At 31.0% G+C, this 23,569-nt stretch carries 20 protein-coding genes and 1 pseudogene; 9 read left to right on the top strand and 12 right to left on the bottom strand.

Features of this window, described 5'->3' with window-relative positions:
• Positions 1 to 201: pseudogene (locus HMPREF2586_RS12945) on the top strand (IS5/IS1182 family transposase); the annotation flags it as partial.
• A 222-nt stretch (positions 202 to 423) separates the two neighbouring features.
• Here HMPREF2586_RS12945 and fni read toward each other — a convergent pair.
• Both fni and corA read right to left on the bottom strand, forming a co-directional pair.
• Entirely contained in the window at positions 424 to 1,470 is a 1,047-nt protein-coding gene (gene fni, locus HMPREF2586_RS02035) for a type 2 isopentenyl-diphosphate Delta-isomerase (RefSeq protein WP_070657932.1), read from the bottom strand.
• 71 nt (positions 1,471 to 1,541) lie between these two features.
• Positions 1,542 to 2,489 carry a magnesium/cobalt transporter CorA gene (corA, locus tag HMPREF2586_RS02040; protein WP_070657933.1) on the bottom strand — a complete coding sequence of 316 codons (948 nt, stop codon included), beginning with the start codon at positions 2,487 to 2,489 and terminating at the stop codon, positions 1,542 to 1,544.
• A 141-nt stretch (positions 2,490 to 2,630) separates the two neighbouring features.
• Between corA and HMPREF2586_RS02045 the strand changes: the two genes are divergently transcribed.
• Complete coding sequence (locus HMPREF2586_RS02045; protein WP_046208526.1) at positions 2,631 to 3,098, top strand: thioesterase family protein; 468 nt, start codon at positions 2,631 to 2,633, stop codon at positions 3,096 to 3,098.
• Positions 3,099 to 3,110: 12 nt separating this feature from the next.
• A complete protein-coding gene (locus tag HMPREF2586_RS02050) occupies positions 3,111 to 3,518 on the top strand; it encodes a hypothetical protein (protein ID WP_070657934.1) in 408 nt (135 codons plus the stop codon).
• Between the two features lie 137 nt (positions 3,519 to 3,655).
• Here the strand turns inward: HMPREF2586_RS02050 and HMPREF2586_RS02055 are convergent, their stop codons facing one another.
• Positions 3,656 to 4,561 (bottom strand): alpha/beta hydrolase fold domain-containing protein, encoded by a 906-nt coding sequence (locus tag HMPREF2586_RS02055; RefSeq protein ID WP_070657935.1) that lies wholly within the window; start codon positions 4,559 to 4,561, stop codon positions 3,656 to 3,658.
• Between the two features lie 273 nt (positions 4,562 to 4,834).
• Here HMPREF2586_RS02055 and HMPREF2586_RS02060 point away from each other — a divergent pair, with 273 nt between their 5' ends.
• Positions 4,835 to 5,470: a hypothetical protein gene (locus HMPREF2586_RS02060; protein ID WP_070037516.1), complete on the top strand. Its 636-nt coding sequence runs from the start codon at positions 4,835 to 4,837 to the stop codon at positions 5,468 to 5,470.
• Between the two features lie 366 nt (positions 5,471 to 5,836).
• Here HMPREF2586_RS02060 and HMPREF2586_RS02065 read toward each other — a convergent pair whose 3' ends face one another.
• Together HMPREF2586_RS02065 and HMPREF2586_RS02070 are read right to left on the bottom strand one after the other, a co-directional pair.
• The gene (locus HMPREF2586_RS02065; protein ID WP_070812611.1) at positions 5,837 to 7,711 is read right to left on the bottom strand and encodes a DHA2 family efflux MFS transporter permease subunit; all 1,875 of its coding nucleotides are present in this window, start codon (positions 7,709 to 7,711) and stop codon (positions 5,837 to 5,839) included.
• 12 nt (positions 7,712 to 7,723) lie between these two features.
• Positions 7,724 to 8,371, bottom strand: coding sequence for an HlyD family secretion protein (locus HMPREF2586_RS02070; protein WP_046208531.1), 648 nt, complete (start codon positions 8,369 to 8,371; stop codon positions 7,724 to 7,726).
• A 126-nt stretch (positions 8,372 to 8,497) separates the two neighbouring features.
• Here HMPREF2586_RS02070 and HMPREF2586_RS02075 point away from each other — a divergent pair, with 126 nt between their 5' ends.
• A complete protein-coding gene (locus HMPREF2586_RS02075; RefSeq protein WP_046208532.1) occupies positions 8,498 to 9,046 on the top strand; it encodes a TetR/AcrR family transcriptional regulator in 549 nt (182 codons plus the stop codon).
• A 361-nt stretch (positions 9,047 to 9,407) separates the two neighbouring features.
• Here the strand turns inward: HMPREF2586_RS02075 and HMPREF2586_RS02080 are convergent, their stop codons facing one another.
• The 3 genes from HMPREF2586_RS02080 to HMPREF2586_RS02090 all read right to left on the bottom strand — a co-directional run bounded on the left by HMPREF2586_RS02080 (position 9,408) and on the right by HMPREF2586_RS02090 (position 13,094).
• Positions 9,408 to 10,610, bottom strand: a complete 1,203-nt coding sequence (locus HMPREF2586_RS02080) for a putative multidrug effflux MFS transporter TcaB (protein ID WP_070037513.1) — start codon at positions 10,608 to 10,610, stop codon at positions 9,408 to 9,410.
• Positions 10,611 to 10,878: 268 nt separating this feature from the next.
• On the bottom strand, positions 10,879 to 12,168 hold the full coding sequence (locus tag HMPREF2586_RS02085; RefSeq protein WP_226953997.1) for a membrane-associated protein TcaA: 1,290 nt from the start codon (positions 12,166 to 12,168) through the stop codon (positions 10,879 to 10,881).
• A gap of 461 nt (positions 12,169 to 12,629) precedes the next feature.
• Complete coding sequence (locus HMPREF2586_RS02090) at positions 12,630 to 13,094, bottom strand: MarR family transcriptional regulator TcaR (protein ID WP_019468867.1); 465 nt, start codon at positions 13,092 to 13,094, stop codon at positions 12,630 to 12,632.
• A 224-nt stretch (positions 13,095 to 13,318) separates the two neighbouring features.
• Between HMPREF2586_RS02090 and HMPREF2586_RS02095 the strand changes: the two genes are divergently transcribed.
• On the top strand, positions 13,319 to 14,290 hold the full coding sequence (locus tag HMPREF2586_RS02095; protein WP_019468866.1) for a YdcF family protein: 972 nt from the start codon (positions 13,319 to 13,321) through the stop codon (positions 14,288 to 14,290).
• Between the two features lie 160 nt (positions 14,291 to 14,450).
• Here the strand turns inward: HMPREF2586_RS02095 and HMPREF2586_RS02100 are convergent, their stop codons facing one another.
• Together HMPREF2586_RS02100 and HMPREF2586_RS02105 are read right to left on the bottom strand one after the other, a co-directional pair.
• Positions 14,451 to 15,119 carry an ABC transporter ATP-binding protein gene (locus HMPREF2586_RS02100; protein WP_019468865.1) on the bottom strand — a complete coding sequence of 223 codons (669 nt, stop codon included), beginning with the start codon at positions 15,117 to 15,119 and terminating at the stop codon, positions 14,451 to 14,453.
• Positions 15,119 to 16,171 (bottom strand): ABC transporter permease, encoded by a 1,053-nt coding sequence (locus HMPREF2586_RS02105; protein WP_064209335.1) that lies wholly within the window; start codon positions 16,169 to 16,171, stop codon positions 15,119 to 15,121. The genes HMPREF2586_RS02100 and HMPREF2586_RS02105 overlap by 1 nt, the downstream gene beginning before the upstream one ends.
• 155 nt (positions 16,172 to 16,326) lie before the next feature.
• Here HMPREF2586_RS02105 and HMPREF2586_RS02110 point away from each other — a divergent pair, with 155 nt between their 5' ends.
• Both HMPREF2586_RS02110 and HMPREF2586_RS02115 read left to right on the top strand, forming a co-directional pair.
• On the top strand, positions 16,327 to 17,001 hold the full coding sequence (locus HMPREF2586_RS02110) for a response regulator transcription factor (protein WP_019468863.1): 675 nt from the start codon (positions 16,327 to 16,329) through the stop codon (positions 16,999 to 17,001).
• On the top strand, positions 16,994 to 18,358 hold the full coding sequence (locus HMPREF2586_RS02115) for a sensor histidine kinase (protein ID WP_070658095.1): 1,365 nt from the start codon (positions 16,994 to 16,996) through the stop codon (positions 18,356 to 18,358). The genes HMPREF2586_RS02110 and HMPREF2586_RS02115 overlap by 8 nt, the downstream gene beginning before the upstream one ends.
• 207 nt (positions 18,359 to 18,565) lie before the next feature.
• On the opposite strand, the gene mqo is transcribed toward HMPREF2586_RS02115, so the two are convergent.
• Positions 18,566 to 20,044 carry a malate dehydrogenase (quinone) gene (gene mqo / locus HMPREF2586_RS02120; protein WP_046208536.1) on the bottom strand — a complete coding sequence of 493 codons (1,479 nt, stop codon included), beginning with the start codon at positions 20,042 to 20,044 and terminating at the stop codon, positions 18,566 to 18,568.
• Between the two features lie 393 nt (positions 20,045 to 20,437).
• Here mqo and HMPREF2586_RS02125 point away from each other — a divergent pair, with 393 nt between their 5' ends.
• A complete protein-coding gene (locus HMPREF2586_RS02125) occupies positions 20,438 to 21,589 on the top strand; it encodes a glycosyltransferase family 4 protein (protein ID WP_064209334.1) in 1,152 nt (383 codons plus the stop codon).
• Positions 21,590 to 21,711: 122 nt separating this feature from the next.
• Here HMPREF2586_RS02125 and HMPREF2586_RS02130 read toward each other — a convergent pair whose 3' ends face one another.
• Entirely contained in the window at positions 21,712 to 23,316 is a 1,605-nt protein-coding gene (locus HMPREF2586_RS02130; RefSeq protein ID WP_019468859.1) for an L-lactate permease, read from the bottom strand.
• Positions 23,317 to 23,569: the final 253 nt, after the last annotated feature.

A 23,569-nucleotide genomic window follows, 5' to 3' on the forward strand; every position in this document is an offset into this window, starting at 1 on the left:
AAAATGATGTTAAAAATTATTCTACATGCATACAGACAATCTGAATGCTTTGGTCTTGTAACTGAAAAACTGCTTAATGATTGTATCTGAAAGTTGTAGCTCTCACAAAATCAAACACCTTCTTATAAAACAATGAATTGTTTTAGAGTAAATCTTAAATTAGATGTCCTATTAGAATCTTTATTTCTTGCTATTAATAGTATTTAATATGAGAAAAGTAGTAACTCAATGAGCTATTTATAATTAAAACAATATAGACAAAGGCAATTTCTATATTGTTCAATAGAAATTGCCTTTGTCACTTATCCAAGAACTTTATGTCCAAGATTCTTTTAATTTATCTTTAATCATCAATGATTTAATATACGAAAGTTAACACAGTAGTTCATGACCAGATTTACAAAAATAAATTTCAATAAAATCTTAATTATTAATATCGATATTACGCTGCTCTATCCAAGATTGTAATCTAGGGCCAAAAATCAATTTAGCGCGTTTTAAATCATTTATCGTAGGCGCATTTAACATCGTCATAATTTTTCTCATATGTTCAGTAAATTGCTCAGTATAGTTTAATGTTTCTGTAATACCATAATTTTCAACTTGATTTAAAAATGGGCGCGACATACCCACCGCACTTGCCCCAAGCGCTAAACATTTCACAGCATCTAAAGGAGACCGTACGCCACCACTAGCAAGTATATTCATATCTTTTTGATAAGCAGTGCTTTCTAATAATGATTCCACAGTTGTTTGTCCCCACATACTTAAATAGTCCATGTCCTTGTAGGCACGTCTTTCATTTTCAATATCTACAAAATTCGTACCACCACGTCCGCTCACGTCTACATATCTTATGCCAATTTCATTTAAATTTTTGATTGTTTCTTTACTCATACCAAAACCTACTTCTTTGACAATCACTGGAACATCTATCCGCCCCACAATTTGTGCAAGATTGTCCATCCATGTAGAAAAAGTTCTATTACCTTCAGGCATGACTAATTCTTGAGGTGCATTGACATGTACTTGTAATGCTTGAGCATCAAGCAATTGAACTGATTGAACAGCTTTATCAACAGGCACATCGGCGCCGACATTACTAAATATGATACCTTCTGGATTGGCCTCACGCACGATTGTAAATGATGATGCCATATTGCTATTACGTAACGCCGCATGTGTAGAACCTACTGCCATTGCCATACCACTTTCACGTGCCACGATTGCCAATTTTTCATTAATTTGTTTCGTCCATTCGCTGCCACCAGTCATCGCATTAATATAAAGTGGTTGACTGAGCGTGAAATCTTTTAGCGAATGTTCAAGATTAACATCACTCACATCTATACTCGGAATAGAATCATGTACAAATCGAATTTCATCAAAATCTGAGATTGAAGCATCTGTTTGTGCCATTGCAATCTCAACGTGTTCATTTTTTCTTTGTTCTCTTTTTAAATCACTCATTATTTACTCCTACCTCAAAAATTTTTATTTTGTCAGTTTTCAAACTGCTTCATTAATTTCATACCATGAGACTAAAACCATTTTTCTTTTTTAAAATAAATCACACAACCTATACTAATACAAAACATTAGTGCTAAGACAAAATAATAACCATATCGCCATTTTAATTCTGGCATGTTTATAAAATTCATACCATAAATACCTGTAATTAATGTCAAAGGTAAAAATACAACTGACACTAAGGTGAGGACTTGCATAATTCGATTCATTTTATATGAAGCATACGATGTCAAATTATCTTTTATTTCGTTTGTCATTTCTTGACATATTTTCAAAATATTTTGTTGTTTAATCATATGATCGTCAATATGTTGAAGATAAAGCTGGCTCTTATCATCTAAAAATAATTGATGACTTTCTTTTAATTGATTGACTAATTCTGTCATGGGATAAATGACGCGTTTTAATTTAATTAATTCCGAACGTATCTTAAATACATTGTCCATCTCAAATTTCATAGAACCCTTTGTATTTTCACTATCTTCAAATTCATATACCTTATCTTCGATAGCATAAACGAAATCAAAGTAACCGTCTACTAAACAATCCAGCACCAAGATAAATATATGAGTTGGGAGAATGTTATTTGTCATTTGTGTTTTAATAGTAGTTTCAATCTTCTTTAAAATATCAAATGGTTGATGATGGTATGTAATAAGTAAACGATCTTTTATAAAAATATTTAATGCTTTTGCATTGAAATCTTCAGTTTTCACATCATGTACTACAATGTACTGATATGTGTCATAAGCTTTGTATTTAGCTCTCGGTGTCCCGTTTACTGTATCATCAATTTCAAGTTTATTAAAGTTAAAACGTGTTTTTAAAAATGTATTTTCTGCCTCAGTCGGTTGATTAAAATCACACCATATAAACTGCGCTGTTTTCGGAATATCTTCTAAACAATTAGCGCTTGTGAGTCTATTTTCAGACGATAAGTATCTCATTGTGATAGCCATAGGTCACCCCTATAATCATTTTCTTTATTTTATCATGAAATGCTATTTGTGTATGTTATATACAATTTTTAGTAAACTTAGGTTAGTAAAATTAATATATATGCTTAATCTAACAATTAAAGTATTAAAGGAGATGTAACGATGAGCAATCCTTTCACATTTTCCAACAATGTGACACCCGATATGATTGACCATAATGGACATGTACATGATGCAAACTATAATATGGTTTTCAGTGAGGCAATTAATCAATTTAATTATACACATGGCTTATCTTTAGCTGAACGTGACAAGTTAAATTACACATTATTCACTGTTGAAGAACAAACAGCTTATTTATCAGAATTAACAGAAGGTGATACATTTACCATTACAATATACATCTATGATTATAATGAAAAAAGCTTGCATTTCTTTTCCATCATGACAAACCAAGATGGTAGCAATATAGCAACAAATGAAGCAATGATGTTAGGAATTGATCGCACAATTAATAAAACAGCGCCTTTCCCTAAATCATTTGCTGACCAAGTTAGCAATTATTATGATAATCAACAATTAATCGAATGGCCTAAACAATTAGGTCATAAAATCGGTATCTCAAGATAAGGAGTGCTTAAGATGTCACAAAGTATAATCGACGCAATCAAAGTGCAGCTTTATGATTTAAACGATGATATGAAAGCTGGGCTTAGCGAACTTAACCAAAACAAACAGCTAGTTATTAATGGTCCTGATCATCAATTGATTAAGCGCGGATTTGATATCAGTTATTACCAAGGTCAGAAACAAGCGATAGATACGATTCATTCATTAGTCGAACAAATTGATGTAGAAGAAGATTTAGTTCAACGCTACAGAACTTTTGTTCAAGAAGAAAAACAACTGTATAAAAATAATCTCTCAGAATTTAAAAATATGGATGAGCCAAAGCAAGATTTCAATGAATTTATAGCACTCTACTATAAATTAAAAGGGACACAGACTATTTTAACTGTCATTGATACAATAATGAACGAACACTACTAATTCAATGAACTATTTGGGACATATAAAAACAGACGCAAGGCAATATCAACACATTTATGTTTGATGTCTACCTCGCCTCTGTTTTTAATTTTTTATAGGCTTATCATGCTTCTAAAATTCAGTTATATGCTAACGCATTAGCGTTTATCATGAATTGTATTGACGATTTCTTTTACAACTTTATGAGATTCTCTAATAGGTAATAATGCGAATGCATTCACCATTTTTTTAAAGGTATACAATTGTACTGGTTGACGCATATCTTCTAACATATAAGCTATCCTTTTCATATCTGGTAAATAAATCTCTCTTCCACCACCAAATATATATATAGGCGGTAAACCAAATAATTCTCCATAAATTGGTGATAATCTACTATCATTCAGTGGAAGATTATTGGACCATACTTTCATAATTTTTTGTAAACCTTCTATATTTATGATGACATCTTTATCGATTAAATCATCTGTAATATTTTCATTATTCAATTGAGCATCTAACATAGGTGAAAACAAGTACAATTTAGCTGGCAAAGGTTGATTGTTAGATTTTAATTGTTGCACAAAACTCATCGCTAATGCACCGCCAGTACCATCACCCATCACAATAATATCTTCATTACTGCATTCTGTTAATAATTGTTGATACACTTTATGAATCGCAGCATATGTATCCTCAACATGATATTTAGGTGCTTTTGGATAAATAGGCAATACAACTTCGTATAAAGTACTTAATGCAAGTTTATCCATAAATCTCCAATGAAAAGCTGAAGGCTGTAAAATATTATACCCACCATGAATATAAAGTATTTTCTTTTGTTGGCTGTGTCTAAAACGAAATCTGAACAACTGCATATCATCCATCATTTGTTTTTCTAAATCTGATTTTACATTTAATGTTTCAGGCTGTTTGTGCTTTTTTTCATTCATCGTTAATCTTTTTTGTAAAAATTTTTCAAAGCTTTGTTGGTTATCAAATATAATTGAACGATGTGGTAATAAGTATTTATTAACAAATTTTGTTGTTAGTCTTGATTTCATACATAATCATCCCTATCTTTTTGTAACAAATTTTAGAATTATAGAATTTTTGTTTCAATTCAGTATTTAAAATAAATTATATGATAAAATAAAAATAATGACATAAACGAGAAGTTATAATAGATATTGAAATTTTAAAAATATGACAATTCATACTAAAAATTAAAATATTCAACTACATTGGTTAAAATGTAACAGTTATCACATATTATAACAAAATAAAAGTCATAAAATAACTAGATCCCCCATCTAATGTTATGAAAGGAGTAAGTTATGACCGCAAACAATCACCAATTTAAAGATTTTGAACACACTTTAACGAATGAAACAATGCAACGAGGCACTCGCTATGGAAAAAAGAAAAAATCTTGGGTTAGCCTTATTATACAAGTAATCGTCTTAATTCTAGTTGCAATTTCTGGTTACAGTATGTTTAAAGAGCCCATATTCAATTTAGTTTTCGTAGATAAATCGGTTAATTTTAAAGAATTAACGAATTTTCAAGAAACTATCAATAACTTAACACATTTAAATATAAATATAGAAAGCATTGATAACTTACAAACAAGTATTGATCGCTTAATACTTGTATTTTATATATTTTTTATCGCCTGTATATTAAGTTTAATCTTAACTATTTTTACATTATTTTTTAATAAAACGATTTTGAAAATAGTTAATATGTTTATCATAGCGATCATGCTTGCAATTACTTTTGGTTTTTCTGCATTAATTAAAAATATTGCTACAAGAATTGCCGATTCAATGAATCAATATTATATAACTGTTGATTCAAACCAGATATTAACAGAAGCAAATGCAATCCATAACGCTTTTATTTTATTAAGTTGTAGTATTGCTTTACTTTTAATTAGTTTATTCTTTAGAAATCGGAAACCAAGAATTTAACTTCGTTCAAATTTTATCAAAAAGCTGCTACATATAGTATATTAAGCCCGAAAATGTATGCCAAAGTTCATTTTCGGGTTTCTTTTATACCTATAGATTGATGCACCAATCGATTAATACATTTGATAAAATTAAAGTCAAAACCTAAAAGGTCTCAACTTAATTATCAAATTTATTTAGACCACGTGGCTTTTTACTTTTAATGTATTTAATACTAGTAATTATCTGAGTCACAAAAGTATTCATTATAAGAAAATAGTAACGCAGACTTTATTAAAGATTAAAAAAGCGACAATTTCTATACAACTGTTATAGAAATTGCCGCTTTTTCGTTAGTCAGAAATGTTATATCACTGATTCTTTTTCTTATTCTTCATTTGAAATGTAATGTGACTTGCCTTTTAAGAACAAGCTCAAAATAAATGCCAACGCACTTAACAAAGTAGCGATTAAGAAAGCACTATTTACGCCGTTAATTGAAGCTAGCTTTTGCACAAATTCTAAAACTTGAGAAGTTGCCATTTGTTCTCCACCCATTGCTTGAGCCATTTCTTGTAAACGGTCTTTAATAAATGGATTTGTTTTATCTAAATCCTGTGTATATGATGCAATATGTTGAGTTGTTTGTGTAGACATGACTGTAACTAGTAATGCCGTACCAATTGAACCAGCCAATTGTCTCAATGTATTAGTTAATGCATTGCCGTGTGCGATGAGTCTTTGTGGTAATGCGTTCATACCAGCAGTCATTATTGGCATCATGATAAAACTCATACCAAATGAACGAATGATATAAATAACCATTAAATGACCATACGTTGTATTCATATTTAATTTTGTTAATTCCCACGTAGCATAAGTCATAATGGCTGTCCCTACTAAAGCTAGTGGTTTAATACCTATCGTATCTAATAATTTTCCTGCTATTGGGCCCATTATACCCATTATTAGAGCACCTGGTAATAATAATAAACCTGATTGTACTGGTGTAAAACCTCTTAAGTTTTGTAAGTAAAGTGGTAATAAAATCATACCACCAAATAAACTCATGGTTACAATCATGTTAATAACTGTTGTTAATGTAAAACCTGAGTATTTTAAAACTTCCATGCTTAGCATTGGCACACGCATTGTAAGCTCTCTAATTACAAAAGCAATAATAAAGATCACACCAATAATAAGCGACACTACAACTATTGGAGAACTCCACGTGTTATTTCCCGCTTCACTGAAGCCGTATAATAACGCACCAAATCCAATTGTACTAAATATGATGCCGGGGATATCTGCTTTAGGGTTTATAGTAACTTGATATACTCTAAACCATATATAAGCGATAGCCAATGAAATAAGCCCTATAATGAACATGCCATAGAACATCACGTTCCAATGATAATTTTCTACAATATAACCTGATAATGTTGGTCCTATTGCAGGTGCTAAAATCATTGCTATACCGAGTGTCCCCATTGCTGCGCCACGTTTTTCAGGTGGGAATATAGTCATAAATACATTTGTACCGAGTGGCATTAAGACACCAGCACCAATAGCTTGCAGTACTCGGCCAACCATCATTATTGTAAATGAACCTGATATACCACAGACTAACGAGCCAATCGTGAATAATGTCATCGCTATTAAGAATAATTTACGATACGAATATTTATTAAATAAATAGGCACTGATTGGTATTAGAATACCATTCACAAGCATAAAGCCTGTCATAAGCCATTGACCTGTATTAGCAGAAATATTAAAATCTGTATTTATTTTAGGTAATGCAACATTTAATAACGTTTGGTTTAATATAGCTATAAACATACCGAAAATCATCGCTATTAAAACTTTACCTTGAGAAGTGCCTTTTCCAAACATAAATGAACTATGTTTAGCTTTTAGCTTTTCATTTACCTGTGCTTCTTCAGAATTCGGATTGATTTGTTCATGATCCGAATCATGTTGTGTCGATGATTCAGTAGCGTCACTATCAGAGTGCGTTGCCTTTTCTGGCTTTTCGTCTATTGATTCATCTTTGTTTTGTTCTTGATTTTCTGTTGTTGTTTTGTCGTCTTTAACTTTAAATTTAGATTGATAACTTTCGTTAGAAGCAATGCTTTCATGCTTAGATTGTTCCATTTTTCTGGCAGATTTTTGCTTATTTCTTTTCATGATAAAGAAATTTAGTCCGCCGACAAGAATGAGCGCTATGACTACGTAAACAATAATGAAGGTCATTGTCATTTTAAGACCCCCTTAATTTTTATGAATTTTTACTTCAGCGTTCATTCCTGGAACAACATTTTTAGATGGTTTTGAATCTAGTGAAATTTTCACTGGTACCACTTGTGATACTTTTGTATAGTTGCCATCACTGTTTGATGAAGGCATCATTGAAAAGCTTGAAGCAGTTGCTTTGCCTACTTCTTCTACTTTACCTTTTAATTCAGCGTCTTCACCATCTAATTTAACATTTACATCTTTACCTTCCTCAACGTCTGCAATATCTTTTTCATCCACGTTAGCAGTTATATAAGAATCATCTAAATTATAAGCATAAGCGATTGGTGTGCCAGCTTGAGCCATTGAACCTTCCATGCCATCAACTTTTACAATTGTGCCATCTTTAGGCATTTTAATACTCATATCTTGAGATTGACCGCCTTCACCTTTAGCAGCAATCTCTGCAACTTTGTCACCTTTGCTTAATTTTTCATTATTTTTGACATCAAGCGATTTGATTTCGCCAGAAGCTGGAGCTGATATTTTAATTTGTTCTCCATCCACTTTAGCATTATCCGTACTTACAAAAGATGTTGCTTGATTATAAAAATGGAATCCTACGACACCAATAATTACAAGTACAACAATGGTAATGACATTGATTAATACCATTTTCTTCATGATACTTTCCTCCTATTTGCATTTAAAATTCACCTTGTATATTATAAAGAGATGAAATTTAAAAGTATACCGACACTTAAATAAAATGTGTTGGGTACGTTATTTATGTTCTATGAAGGAGTTATTATGAAACAAAATGCTAAACGTAAAATCATCCATAATATGATTGCATTACTAGAGCTACATCCGTTTGAAAATATAACTATCAAAATGTTATGTGCATATAGTGATATAAATAGGACAACTTTTTATGATTACTTCGTAGATAAATATGATCTTTTAGCTACAATACAGTCACACCATATTCAGAAATATAAAAAACTATTAGAAAATCTATATAAAAGTTCTGAAGAGATTGCAGATAATTATTCGAAACTATATCAGTTTTTCAAAATCATTTTACGCTATATTAAACGCCATTATGGCTATTTCCATGCTATTTTAGTCACATATCCTAATCGAGACTTGTTTTTTGAATATATGCATGCCACGCGTGATACCTATATTAAAATTTTGGATGACTATACCAGTGTTATAAATAAAAAACAATTTGTAATTTACGCACTAGGTGGCCAAATGGGTCTTGTTTATACTTGGATTAAAGAAGGATGCAATCAACCGGTAAATGATTTAGCTCAAATTTTATTAGCTAATACAATTAAGTTGAATCGTTAAGTCATTTCCTAATAAATGATCTAATTAAAAAGACTACTAAATTTCTACAAAATAATAGAAGTTTAATAGTCTTAGATTATTTCTAATTCAAATATATAGAACAGCTTGATACCTACCATGCAACATCATGTCAATGCTATACTTCACCTTGGTTTAGCAAAATTCTAGCCTTCGCCACTTCGAATCATTCCTGCAAAATAAATTAGCTTGGAATAAAAATCTAATTTGTTTAAAATGACATTATTGCTACATCCATGAATGTAAGCGCATGTTTAAATCAACTTAAAGTACTTGACTTGAAACACATGCACCAGCTACTTACCAAAATACTAAAAAGATTTTATTTCATCCTCTCTTAGGCTCACTTGCTTGTTCTAAATACAAAATAACTCATCACTTGCAACACTATGAGTAATATACCTGCAATTAGGATAATTGTGACATAAGGTACATAATTTTCTTCTCCCATTAAACCTACGAGAGGTGAAATCACCCCACCTAATAAGTATTGGATAAGTCCAAGTAAACTTGATGCGCTTCCATTACCCCCAGTACGTTCATCCATTGCTATAGAAAATCCCAGTGTTGCTACACCAGTAACCGGTGCAACAAGAATAATAAAACCAAAGCATAAAATCCATATTGACAAGTGATTTACTAAAGTAAACGTTACACTCAGAATTCCTACTAATTGAATCAATGTCAAAATTCGTAATAACATTTGCCTATTTATAAAATCAACCAACTTACCAGTCAATTGACTTGAAACAATCAGACTTATACCAACAACTGCAAACATAATACTAAATTGCTGTGGAGACATACCATAAATATGTTGAGTAATAAATGGAGAAGCTGAAATATAACTAAACAATATGATAAACGTAACCCCTTGAATCAACATTGGTAATACAAAACGTGGTGCTTCTAATAATTGTAAGAAATTCTTAAAAATACTTCCCATATGAGGGCTATCCCTATGTTCAATTGATAATGATTCTTCCACTTTAAACATTGTTCCAAAAAACATGAGCATGCCAAATATGGTAAGTACGACAAACACCATATGCCAAGTTGAAAATGATAAGATCACACCACCTAAAGCGGGTGCTAATACAGGTGCGACGCCATTGACTAACATGAGTAAAGCTAAAAATTTCGTTAATTGTTTACCACTGTATAAATCGCTTGATATTGCTCTAGAAATAACTGCGCCTGCGCCTCCACAAAAACCTTGCACAAATCTTAAAATGATCATCCACCAAATATTGTTTACAAAAATAATTCCTAAACTTGCTAATGTAAATAACAACATCGCAATCATAAGTGGTTGTTTACGTCCGATAGAATCAGAAATAGGACCAGTAAATAAATTCCCAATAGCTAAGCCAATCATAAATAAAGATAAAGTTAATTGTGCATTTGAAGTTGTCGTATTAAAATCAGTCTGAATTTGAGGTAAACCAGGTAAAAACATATCTATAGATAAAGCACCAATTGCAGTTAATGCACCTAGAATTAAAATGAAAATAAGTGATTGCTTTTGTTGTTGATTGTCTGACATCTTATAACTCCTTCAAATATTACTTAAAATACTCAATTCGACGATAACTACATTTAATTATGTATTTCTTACTGACTTATTACAATATTATGAATAAGCATTATTATCATTATAGCTTTAGCTCAAAAACAAAGAAAGCGTCAATTTCTACTAACTGTTATAGAAATTGACGCTTATACATGAGTCAGAATGAGTTTATTCTCAAATTGCTCTATTTTTCTACTACTACATTTATCAAAGTGATATTGACAAGCATTTCACTACATTACTATTCCGAATATTTCACTACCTTGAGATTACTGGCATCATCATCGCCTTCAAGTTGATAGTTCACTTCGCCATACTGTCCGTCTTCTTTGACGGTTTGAGCAGTAATATAAAATGTTTCACCTTGTCTCACAATTTCAGTGATTTGTGGCTGTGGTAAATAAAAAATAGCATTTTCTTTCACTTGATTTTTTGTAGACTTGTAGTTATTGCTATTCTTTTTCAGATAAGATGAAACTAAATTAAAGTTACTTTGGCTATGCGCGTTATTCATTGCAGCAGTATAATTACCGAAAAAACGAACCACCTTATTTCTGAAACTATTTTCTTCTTTTTCTTTTTTATCAACATAATCTTGAATTTCATCACCATCAAAATTCAATGTTACATATGTTTTATCTTTCAAGTTATCCGTTTTAACAGTCGTTTCAGCTGATTTAAATGTCTTTTTCTTCGCTTCACCTTCGGCAGAAACTGTTAATTCTTGTGTTTTTGGATATGGTCCTATTTCTTTATTATTATTATAGTCATATGTTTTATCATTTACTTTCACTTTAACCGTATCTTTATCAATTTCTGATGCGCCTTTTAAATCTAAGACAATATAAGCTTCATTAAAATCTTCTGAAACGTCAACTGTTTCATGATTACTATTATTAAAATTAAATTTGAGTTCACCACTAAACTGTCCGTTAGCCATTTCCTTTTTAGACTCGATAACGTAATCACCTGGTATGAATTCACCAAGTACCGTCGTCTTATTCTTCTGTGCGTGAACAGTTCTTTGCTTATCATTTGCTTTAAATTTATATGTTGCATCGTACTTAGGCTTTACAATCGCTTCTTTTGTAGGTGCTGTAAAACTCATGTTATCAAATATCAAATAACGTCGCCCATTTTTACTGATACGCAAAACTTTTTCACCATTTTTGGCTGTTACAAAGTCTTCCTCACTTGTCTCATTATTATTTAAAGAAGCTATTTTTTGTTTAATATCTTTTGTATATTGTTTCATGCCAACTTCTTTTTTTATATATTTAATATAAGCTTTAGCCTCATTTTCATCCACACTATTATTTTGTGTGCTTAATAAGGTTGATAATTTTTGAGTATCATTATTATCTACAGCATTAATTAATATTTCCGATTGTGCTTCCGGAGAATTAAAATTTTTCAATAAGATAAATATAATCACCAGTAGAATAATGATAAAAGCTGCAATACCCCAGGGAATAATTTTCCTTGCTTTGTTATTAACAGTTTTTTTGTTTTCTTTTGAAGTTCGAGTCATTTTTTCGTTACTTGTCGACTCTATACGATAGCCACAATGACTACATCTTCGTTGTCCTATCCTTATATTTCCCCCACATTTAGGGCACTTTTGCATTTTATCACCACGCTCAGTCCTTATTTTTTACATTATCCCGTTATTTTAACATAATATATTTATAAACTATATGGCTTTATCAAGCCATTTCCACCAATTTTTTGTAGTTTTTTAATTAAGTGAAATTTATTTTTACGCTACCTTATTTCTATTATATGTATATAAATCAGTAAAAGATATACATCATTAGTCCAATGTCTTCTTATATCTTCTATGATTTTTTCTTTCATCTTATATAGCTTAAGCTTTTAATTATGCACTTCAAATGAATCATTTTAATTTGGGTACGTCATTCCGGTTGTTGAATCATGATTTTAATTAAATGTATTTAGCTTTGCTTTTAAATACTTTCATTGCTTATACTATTAAATACTGTGCTTCAAATTGAAATTTTTTAATCTTTGGTCAATAATTTCTAAAACATAACGTGCTTGTTCGATTTGTTCATCAGACAAGTCGTGTAAAATATCACTGACAATCGTATTGATAATTTCCTTACTTTGTTTATTAAATTGTTTGCCTCTTTCTGTTAATTTAATATATTTTAATCTTTGATCTGTATTTTCTTCTGCTTTCTCCCATTGAACTACTTCTGCTTGTATTAATTTTTTGATTCTCCGGCTAACGGCAGCTTTATTTACGCCTTGTCTTTCAGTTATTTCAGTTAGCGTCATGGTTTTTTCGTTTTCTAACATTAATATAACATTGGCTTGCTCTTTTGATACGTTATAGTCTTCTCTTAATTCTTTTAACAATTTAGCTAACAAAGTATTCACATCATTTATAAATTCACCCATAAAATCAATATGACTACTTAAATTTTTAACCATAACTTCTCGCACCTCTACTATTCTAGCTCACATAAGTAAACGTTATTTTTTTTATATTATGTTTATAATATCAATATTCGAGATGGTATAAAAGCAGAAATTTGTATTCACTGCGTTTTTTAATTGTTAAATCTAGCAAAATTACAAAATACAATACCATTAAAATTTGATTAATTTTAATAATTGCTCTACATTTAAAATATTATAAACTTTCGGGGTGAACCATGTATACGTTGTCTTTAATTATAAGTTTAATTATTTTATGTGGTTTTATTGCTATGATTAAAAATTTCAAATTCACTACTAATTTAACTTTTTTTGTAATTCAAATTATTTTAGGTTACTTTGTAATCATCTTACATGTAGGTAAGTTATCTTTGCCTATGCCACTCATATTCACTATGTTTGTTGGCGTGTTGTTAATACACATCAAACATCATCATTTATTTAAACATAGATTAAGCGCACTTTTTTTGCGCCGTTTGTATGCTATTGCATATAGAGTATTACTGTTTATGATTGCTTGTGCTTATATTAGTCTAATACCTGTAGGTATCAATGTGATTTTTTATTGGTTAGCTGCTATTGCATTTAGTGCATGTTTCACCTTCATTTGTTATGCGCTTTGCACATCTGCATTTTCAAATGTTACATACAAAGAAGACTTTGATGTCATATTGGTATTAGGCGCAGGTATTTTTACTGATCAAGTAACACCTATGCTAGCTAAAAGATTAAACAAAGCTATAGCATTACACCATTTAAATCCAAATGCTCGACTCATTGTAAGTGGTGGACAAGGTCCTGACGAACCAATTTCAGAGGCCTTGGCTATGTATCGATACTTAGTACAAAGAAATATTAATCCTTCAATGATAGTACTTGAAGACCAGTCTACGAGCACTTTAGAAAACCTTAAATATACAAAAGTGCTCATTCAACAATTATATAGATATGAACCAAGTATCCTATGTGTCACAAGTCAATTTCATATTATGCGCGCTTTAAGGTTTGGACAAAAATTAAACCTCAACTTAAAAGGTGTCGGCAGTCATACACCTTATCATTTCTTTGAAATTGCATTAATTAGGGATTTTTTAGCAATCATGTACCAATATAAGCTTTTACTAACTTGTTACTTTGTAGTGTTATTTTGGGCAAGTATGATGGCGTTGTGGCATATTCCATCCATTTAAAGCCACTATACACAAAATAATTTGTGCATCCTTTTTACAATAGAACATAGTGTTTTCTTCATAGAAAAAGAGTGGGACAGAAGTCTAATTTTATTAAAAGATTTCTGTCCCACTCCATTAATTTAGGAATCATAATTATATTACGGTTCATTTAATTATACTATTGATCAACGATGACACCATCATCTAATTCGATGACTCTATCAGCATAATCAAATAGTCTTTTATCGTGCGTTATCATAATACCAATCATATTTTTACTTTGAATTTGATTTTTAATCATATCTATCACTTCTGTGGCACGTTCAGCGTCTAAACTTGCAGTTGGTTCGTCAGCTAAGATTATTTTCGGATGATTCATCAATGATCTCATGATGGCTACACGTTGCTTTTGTCCGCCTGAAAGTGTGTGTGGAAATACGTTGAGCTGTTCTGCTAAACCGATTTGTGTTAATAGTTTTTCTGATCTATCAGTGGCTTCTTTTTTAGACATACCTGCTTCTTTACCTATTGTTGTTAACTGATCTTTAACTTTTAAATAAGGTACTAAGTGTGAAGATTGAAATATAAAACCAATTTCATTAAGTCTTAGCTCAGAAGCTTTTTTATCACTATCATATAAATGCTCACCATTATATAATATTTCACCACCACTTTGTGACAATAGCCCACCTAAAATAGTTAAAAGCGTTGTTTTACCTGAGCCTGAAGCACCGTTTAAAATTACAAATTCTCCTTCATTCACTTCAAAATTAATCCCTTTTAAAACTTTAGTTTCGGAAGAACCTTTCCCAAAGGATTTTTTTATATCTTTAACTTGTAAACTCATTATTCTCCACCTCCGATAGCTTCAATAGGATCTACTTTAAATAATTTAATAAATGATAGTGCTGCGCCAACAATTGCAACAACGATGAAAATGCCTACGACTAATAATATATTCGCAACAGTTACGTGGAAAGGCATAGAAATTGGCATTATTAATGATAAACCACTAATTAATGCAACAGCAATTATCACTGCAACCATTGTAGTTATTAATATTTGTAATACTAAAGCACTTAGTAAATGTCTTGTCTTGATACCAATTGCTTTTAAAATACCGATTTCTGGAATTTTTTGTATCGTCATAACATAGAAGAATGCACTGAGAACTATAGCAGAAATGACAAACAAGCTAACTATCATCATATTAAGTGGTGCTTGTTCTGCTTGATAACTCGGTATTTCACTTGTGATATCGTCTTCCGTAAATACATCGATACCATTAATATCTTCTAATTTATTTATCTGTTTTTGTGACATATCTTGAATTGGATAAACGGTACTTACATTTTTATTCAATTTATCAAATCCACTATTATTCATCATAACCACTGAACTATGAGCATACATTGTGTCATCCAAAATACCTGATACTTTTAACGTTTCACCGTCTTTAATTTTAATGTTGTCTCCAACATCTACCCCACTTGCAGTTAATTTACTATTAATTGCAACTTCATTGTCTTTTTTAGGATAATGTCCTTCTGACAATTCTGGTTTTTCATTTTTCACTGTATTCGTCATAACAACATCTTCTTCATCTTTATCAATTTTCAAAGTTTGAGATGCTATTTTTAAAGGTGACTGTCCACTAATATCTTCAATTTTCTCTTGCTGTTCTGGTTTAATAATTGATTTTTCGATTTGTGGTGTTTTGTTATTTTGCATCACATATTTTTCTGACTTCATATTATCTAACATAGAAATATTTTCTCTTGCTAAACCTTGTGCCAACCCACTAATAAATAAAACCATAACACCTAATAACAATATAATTAACATGATTAATATATAACGAAATTTATAATATTTTATCTCTTGCCATGCCAATTTCATAGTGTTTCACTCCCTTTCAAGAACTTATATTTAAAGTTTAAGGTCTTTATATGAACTCAATATGAACTATGATTAACTTTTTAAATTATTTCCTATTTGTTAAGTTAAATTTTTCCATATATAATGTCTGTAAAATGATTAAGGAGATTTTGAGCATGACAACTTGTTTAATTGTCGATGATGACAGTAAAATTTTAGAATATGTTTCAAATTATATTTCACGAGAAGGACTAGATGTTGTGACACAATCAAGTGCTGAAAACGCACTGTCGTATTTAGATACACATCAGGTTGATATTGCTATCGTCGATGTAATGATGCCTGGCATGAGTGGTTTTGAACTATGTAAAGTTTTAAAAGAAGATTTTGAAATGCCTGTCATTATGTTAACAGCAAGAGACGCACTTAGTGATAAGGAACAAGCCTATTTAACTGGTACAGACGATTATGTTACTAAGCCATTTGAAGTAAAAGAGCTTATCTTTAGAATAAAAGCAGTATTAAAACGGTATAATATAAATGCTAATAATGAATTGAAAGTTGGAAATCTCACGCTCAATCAAGCTTATTTAGAACTTCAATCTTCTACTAAATCAATGAATTTACCAAATAAAGAGTTTCAACTCTTATTCTTACTTGCTTCACATCCAAAACAAGTATTTAACCGTGACGATTTGATTGAAAAAATTTGGGGCTTTGACTATGAAGGTGATGAACGGACCGTTGACGTACACATTAAGCGTTTGAGAAAGCGATTGTCAAAGTTAGGAGCTACGATTACGATTCATACAGTACGTGGCTTAGGATACAAGGTTGATGACAATGTTTAAATCACTATATTCACGTATTGCTATTTATACTGTCGTCATTTTACTATCCAGTGCATTGCTTAGTTTTCTATTAACTAACATTATTTATCACAATCATTTAAAAGAGAATAATGATGCAAAAATAATGAGAACATTAAAAGATGCTATTTCCTATGAAAAAGAATCTAAGATACAAATGCCAAAACCCTTTTTCAAACATCTTGGACAAATGAATTATCAAGTGATGACCGTCTCAGAAAATGGCAAAAAGGCTTATTATGGCACTGCATTTAGAAAAGATAATGTTGACTCTAAAAACATTAAATCTGTGTTAAATGGCCATGATTATCATGGGATAAGAAATTTGCCCTACAACCCTTTTATCACTGGATTTTTTGAAAATACTACTCAAAATACTGTGGGTGTGCAATTTCAATCCAATGGTCAAAATTATGCTGTTTTTATGAGACCAGACATCGGAAAAACTTTTAGTGAATTTAGAATTTTCTTAGTCATATTAATTACACTCTTATTAGTCATCTCAATCATTTGGGTTATTTCTTCAACTTATATGATTATTAAACCGATACAACAGTTAAAACAAGCGACTGAAAGGTTAATGGAAGGCAATTTTGATGTACCGATAGACATTAAACGTAATGATGAATTTGGCACATTACAATATCGATTTGATAAAATGAGACTCTCTTTAAAACAAGTCGATGACATGAGACAGCACTTTGTTCAAAATGTTTCACATGAGATCAAAACACCATTAACACATATTCATCATTTACTTGATCAATTAAAATTCGCTAAAGACGCAACAGCTCGTGAACAATATATCGATGAAATATACCAAATTACAACACAGCTCAGTGAATTAACCAAAGAACTTTTATTATTATCAGAAATTGATAATGGCGAACATCTAGAATTAACTGACAACATCGAACTTAATAAACTGATTAAACAGATTATACGCCATGAACAATTTGCGACGAATCAAAAAGATTTAATCATTATGTCTGATTTAGCTAATGTATCTATAATTGGGAATGAGCGCTTACTAAATCAAGCTTTTCAAAACTTAATAACGAACGCGATCAAATATTCTGAACAAGGGGGTACAATTGATATTACACTCACACATGATACCGATCAAATTCATTTTAATATCACTGATGATGGTCAAGGCATGACACCAGAAACCCAATCTCGTCTATTTGAGCGTTTCTATAAAGCAAGCAATCATGATAATAGCAATGGCTTAGGCTTAGCTATTGCGAAAGCAATTTTTGAATTACACAATGGTACAATTGAAGTAGCAAGTACGAAATATGAAGGTACGACATTCATTGTTACCATCCATAAATAATAATGTAACAAGTGAGTTGATACCTATGAATTTTATGAGTTAAAGCTCATAACAGGCTACAATATTTTCTAGCAAACATACACAATTAAAACCTTGAGATTTTAAATACAAAAAAGCGCTAATCCTTTGTGGATTAGCGCTCTTACTTTGACTATGGCTATTTATCTCCCAAGCTTCTCATTTGTTAAAATGAGTGTACTATATCTATTAATTAATCTTTAAGTTTTTAGTTATTTCTTTATTAATTTGAGTGTATAGAGCTTCATTTTCCGATAATTTCATACCGAATGAAGGCACTATTTCTTTAACTTTTTCTTCCCAATTGTTAAATTCTTGTTTATAACAACGTTGAAGTACATCTAACATGATGTCAACAGCAGTTGAAGCACCTGGAGAGGCACCTAACAATGCTGCTAAAGAACCATCTTCGGAAGTAATGACTTCTGTACCAAATTGTAACGTGCCTTTTCCTTTATCTGTATCTTTAATGACTTGTACACGTTGTCCAGCAACCACAATTTCCCAGTTTTCGCTTTTTGCATTTGGCACAAATTGACGTAAATCTTCCATTCTCTCTTCATTTGATAATGTGAGTTGAGAAATTAAATATTTAGTTAAGTTCATTTCTTTAATTCCTGCCGATAGCATTGTAATAAGGTTGTTTGGTTTCACTGATTTTATTAAATCCATATTTGAACCAGTCTTTAAAAATTTAGGTGAAAAACCAGCAAATGGCCCAAACAATAATGTACGTTTGCCATCAATATAGCGTGTATCTAAATGTGGTACTGACATTGGCGGCGCACCAACAGCTGCTTTTCCATAAACTTTAGCAAGATGTTTTGATGTGATAGCCTCATCTCTACATACTAAGAACAGACCACTTACTGGGAATCCACCAATATGTTTAGATTCCTTGATACCTGTTTTTTGTAATAAAGGTAAACTAGCACCACCGGCACCAATAAACACAAAATCACTTTCCACTATTGTCACTTCATCCGTTTTCAAATCTTTCACTTTAACTTCCCAAGTGCCATCCTTACGTTGACTTAGGTTTTCTACTTCATGTTCGTAATTAAGTTCTACATGTTTATCTTCTAAATTTGAAAATAATTTTTTTGTTAACGCACTAAAATTCACATCTGTCCCCGTTTTATCATATGTAATAGCCATTGGTATATTGGATGTACGCCCTTCCATAATCAACGGTGCCCATTCAGAAATTTGCGCTTTGTCATCTGTAATTTCCATATTACTAAATAAAATATTTTTATTTAATCTTTCTACACGTCTTCTTAAAAAATCTACATTGCGTACACCCTGTACAAAACTCATATGCGGCACAGGCTTAATAAAGGCTTCAGGTTTTGATAATTGACCTTGCTTAACAAGATAATTCCAAAATTGCTTTGTAATTTGAAACTGTTCATTAATTTTAACAGCTTTAGAAATATCGATTGATCCATCTTTGTTTTCGTTTGTATAATTTAATTCGCATAATGCAGAATGCCCTGTTCCTGCATTATTCCACGCATTTGAACTTTCTTCTGCTGGTGTAGATAATCTTTCAAACATTTTAATATCTTTCTCAGGTGCAAGTTCTTTTAATAACGTTCCTAGTGTTGCGCTCATGATACCGCCGCCAATTAATATGACATCTGTTTTGCTATGTTGTTTACTCATAACAAACACAGTCCCCCTTTTATATATGTTTATAGACACGTTATCTTTATCTAGGAAAATCACAGCCATGATAAAGCGTTTTCTATAGTGAATAATTTAAATCTTAATCTACTATAATTATACTAAATGTTAAAAAAATAGCAGAATCTTTTGTTACACTTCTAATTATATACGTTATTGTCCTATGAAAAAAGGGCTTTCAGTAATTCTACTCAAATTATGTTAATACCTGTTAACTATAATAGCTATGAGACGACTTAAATTGCAATTAACATTAGACACTTAAAATCAAATTACATTGTGTCACACATAACATTCATTACTTTATCACTCTCTTAAATTTCATGCTATAATAAATTTTAATTTAATTCTTATACTTTTGGAGGTATTCCAATGAAATCTATCACTTTTTTTACGCATAATGTTTATGCTATGGGTGGTACTGTTAAATCTATTTCTCAATTAGCTAATGTTTTAGCCGAAAAAGGTCATAAGGTTGAAATCATTTCCGTTTTCAAGGGGGCTTCTAAACCTTATTTCAAACTACATAAATCTATTAAAGTTCGTGCTTTAACAGACTATCAGTTACATTTTTTAAATATTAAAGCTATATTTTTTAATAGAATCCGCAAATACACTCCGTTTTCTAGACCAAAATTAATTTCACAATATGAACCAGGTCTTTATCAGTTTTCACATTATATAGAAAAGAAAATGATTCAAGCAATACGCAATGTTTCCACTGATATGCTCATTGGTACACGTGCGAGTTTTAATATATTAATTGCTCACTATGGTCCACAAAATGTAGAGAAAATAGGTATGGAACATATGAATTTTGAAGCACATAACGATGCCCTACAACAAGAAATCTTAGATGCTTATCAATATTTAGACAAAATAACCACACTAACAGAAAGTGATAAAAGTAAATATGAATCTTTTGTTCAAACTCCTGTTTATGTCATACCCAACATTTTAAATGAGCCCCGTCTCTCAATATCAAAAGAAAAAATCATTACTGCCGCAGGACGACTAGAATACGAAAAAGGGTTCGACCTATTAATTCAAAGTATCATACCTATTCAACAAGAAGTCAGACGTTTTAAATATCAAATACACATCTATGGTGACGGAAAAGAGCATGAGCTTTTACAACAATTAGTCATAGAACACCAACTAGCAGATATCGTAAAACTTTATGGTTCAACTCAGCAATTAAACGAAAAATTAGCTAAAAGTGATATTACAGTCGTCCCTTCTCGTAATGAAGGGTTCGGAATGGTAATTTTAGAAGCTATGAATCAAGGTAATGTCGTGGTTAGTTTTGATGGTAATGCAGGACCAGACGCTCTGATACAAAATAACGTCAATGGATACCTCGTATCGCATGGAAATGTAAAAGATCTTTCTAATAAACTACTCAGACTTATCAATCAGGAATTTAATAAACAATCCATCATAGAAAATGGGTATCAAACCGTCCAATTATTTTCATCAGATTCAGTCTACCATTACTTTCAAATGATGATTGCATCGAAATAAAAAAAGAAGCCAAACGGCTTCTTTTTTATTTCGATCTTTATATTTTATTACAATAAACTTAATCATCTGTAATATGCCATAATCACAGGCATCTTACTAACAACCATAACCACGATGATGCTTTAATGAATGATAAAGTTCAACATGAAAGTCCATAAACATATAAAGATAATAAATGCAAAACTATAGCGTAACGTCATTTTTAATAACTCTGATTCTTTACCTACTTGTTGTACAGATGCAGTTGCAATCGCAATGGATTGTGGTGAAATTAATTTCGCTGCTACACCACCTACTGTATTTGCAGATACAAGCAATGCACCGCTTGTACCAATATTATTAGCTACCGCTGACTGTATCGGAGCAAATAGTGTATTATTATTTGTCACAGAACCAGTTAAAAATACGCCAATCCAACCTAAGATAGGTGACAATAGCGGGAAGATTGATCCTGCTTTAGCAATACCTTCACCTAAAGCATTACTTAAACCTGCATAAGTCATCAATTTAGAAATAATTAAAATAATACAAATTGTAATAATAGGTAACCATAATTCTTTAAAAGTTAATTTTAATAAGCGTGTTGCATCAAGCATGTTCACTTGTTTTGACATTAATATAGTTATTAAAATTACTAATAAAATCGCTGTACCAGTTTGTCCAATGATATTGAGTGGTAATGTAATTGCTTTGTCAGCAATGTCACTATACGTACCTGGTAGTTGAATATTAAATACTAATGCGCTCAACGCACCATTAGGTGAGAACAACGCTTTAAATTGTGGTGCACTCCAAATCATAACTAATGCTGTTAAAATCACAAATGGACTCCATGCATATATTAAAGTTTTAAAATTATGTTTTACAATAGACTTAGGTTCTCCACTATCTTTCAACCTAAATATATTTTTAGGCTGATGTTTTTTAGAATATAAGGCTAACGCTAACATTGATACTAACGGTGGGATAATATCAGCTAGTTCTGGTCCAATAAACACCGTAATCAAAGCTTGTAATATCGTAAAAGTTCCACCAACAATAAGGATTGCTGGTAACGTTTCTTTAATACCTTTAAAACCGTCAATAATCCATACTAATAAAAATGGGATAAACATATTCATAATCGATAAAGTTAAAGCAGACATTTGAGAAACCGCAAATCCTGTAACATCACTTGGTAAACCAAGTGTATCAATCACTGTTACAGGCAAGCCAATTGCTCCAAATGCACCAGCTGAAGCATTAGCAATTAAACATAACATTGCAGCTTCTAAAGGTTTAAAGCCTAATTGAGTTAATAACAAGGCACATATGGCAATCGGCACACCAAAACCTGCTGCACCTTCTAAAAATCCATTAAACGCAAAACCTATGAGCAATAATTGAATACGATGATCTTGCGATACACTCGCAATACTATCTTGAATCTTATCAAATTGCCCAGTTTCATTTGTAACTTTATATAACAGCACTGCCATAATCACAATATAACCAATTGGAATGATGCCTTGGAAAAATCCTTCAATTGATGCACCTGTTGCGATATTCATAGGCAATTTGAATATCGTTATTGCAAGTATCAATGTAACTACTAATGTCGTAATTGACGCATATATCCCTTTCATTTTGAAAATGGTTAAGCATAATAAAAATAAAATGATAGGGATAGCGGCTACAATACTGGATAATAATACATTGTTAAAGGGGTTAATACTTTCTACAAACATTTATACTCACTTCCTATACTTAAATTAATTAATCATCTTCCATTTGTGAATTATTTCACATAAATTATAACATCTACTTTAAGTAAAATACAATAATTTCCAAAAAATTAATAGCCTAAAATTAAAGTTTTTTATTTTTCTAATAAATTCCAATTGAATATACATCATCTCAAACGCAATTCTTCAATCCTAATATGAATATTGAAGTTTCTTTTATCTATGACGTATTAAATGATAAAATAAGGATAATAAT

Source organism: Staphylococcus sp. HMSC034G07, from assembly GCF_001835975.1.
GTDB classification, from domain to species: domain Bacteria; phylum Bacillota; class Bacilli; order Staphylococcales; family Staphylococcaceae; genus Staphylococcus; species Staphylococcus ureilyticus.

Bases quoted from the DNA above. Each gene is read 5' to 3' on its own strand.
- fni (WP_070657932.1), bottom strand. From the start codon at position 1,470: ATGAGTGATTTAAAAAGAGAACAAAGAAAAAATGAACACGTTGAGATT.
- corA (WP_070657933.1), bottom strand. From the start codon at position 2,489: ATGGCTATCACAATGAGATACTTATCGTCTGAAAATAGACTCACAAGC.
- HMPREF2586_RS02045 (WP_046208526.1), top strand. From the start codon at position 2,631: ATGAGCAATCCTTTCACATTTTCCAACAATGTGACACCCGATATGATT.
- HMPREF2586_RS02050 (WP_070657934.1), top strand. From the start codon at position 3,111: ATGTCACAAAGTATAATCGACGCAATCAAAGTGCAGCTTTATGATTTA.
- HMPREF2586_RS02055 (WP_070657935.1), bottom strand. From the start codon at position 4,561: ATGAAATCAAGACTAACAACAAAATTTGTTAATAAATACTTATTACCA.
- HMPREF2586_RS02060 (WP_070037516.1), top strand. From the start codon at position 4,835: ATGACCGCAAACAATCACCAATTTAAAGATTTTGAACACACTTTAACG.
- HMPREF2586_RS02065 (WP_070812611.1), bottom strand. From the start codon at position 7,711: ATGACAATGACCTTCATTATTGTTTACGTAGTCATAGCGCTCATTCTT.
- HMPREF2586_RS02070 (WP_046208531.1), bottom strand. From the start codon at position 8,371: ATGAAGAAAATGGTATTAATCAATGTCATTACCATTGTTGTACTTGTA.
- HMPREF2586_RS02075 (WP_046208532.1), top strand. From the start codon at position 8,498: ATGAAACAAAATGCTAAACGTAAAATCATCCATAATATGATTGCATTA.
- HMPREF2586_RS02080 (WP_070037513.1), bottom strand. From the start codon at position 10,610: ATGTCAGACAATCAACAACAAAAGCAATCACTTATTTTCATTTTAATT.
- HMPREF2586_RS02085 (WP_226953997.1), bottom strand. From the start codon at position 12,168: ATGACTCGAACTTCAAAAGAAAACAAAAAAACTGTTAATAACAAAGCA.
- HMPREF2586_RS02090 (WP_019468867.1), bottom strand. From the start codon at position 13,094: ATGGTTAAAAATTTAAGTAGTCATATTGATTTTATGGGTGAATTTATA.
- HMPREF2586_RS02095 (WP_019468866.1), top strand. From the start codon at position 13,319: ATGTATACGTTGTCTTTAATTATAAGTTTAATTATTTTATGTGGTTTT.
- HMPREF2586_RS02100 (WP_019468865.1), bottom strand. From the start codon at position 15,119: ATGAGTTTACAAGTTAAAGATATAAAAAAATCCTTTGGGAAAGGTTCT.
- HMPREF2586_RS02105 (WP_064209335.1), bottom strand. From the start codon at position 16,171: ATGAAATTGGCATGGCAAGAGATAAAATATTATAAATTTCGTTATATA.
- HMPREF2586_RS02110 (WP_019468863.1), top strand. From the start codon at position 16,327: ATGACAACTTGTTTAATTGTCGATGATGACAGTAAAATTTTAGAATAT.
- HMPREF2586_RS02115 (WP_070658095.1), top strand. From the start codon at position 16,994: ATGTTTAAATCACTATATTCACGTATTGCTATTTATACTGTCGTCATT.
- mqo (WP_046208536.1), bottom strand. From the start codon at position 20,044: ATGAGTAAACAACATAGCAAAACAGATGTCATATTAATTGGCGGCGGT.
- HMPREF2586_RS02125 (WP_064209334.1), top strand. From the start codon at position 20,438: ATGAAATCTATCACTTTTTTTACGCATAATGTTTATGCTATGGGTGGT.
- HMPREF2586_RS02130 (WP_019468859.1), bottom strand. From the start codon at position 23,316: ATGTTTGTAGAAAGTATTAACCCCTTTAACAATGTATTATTATCCAGT.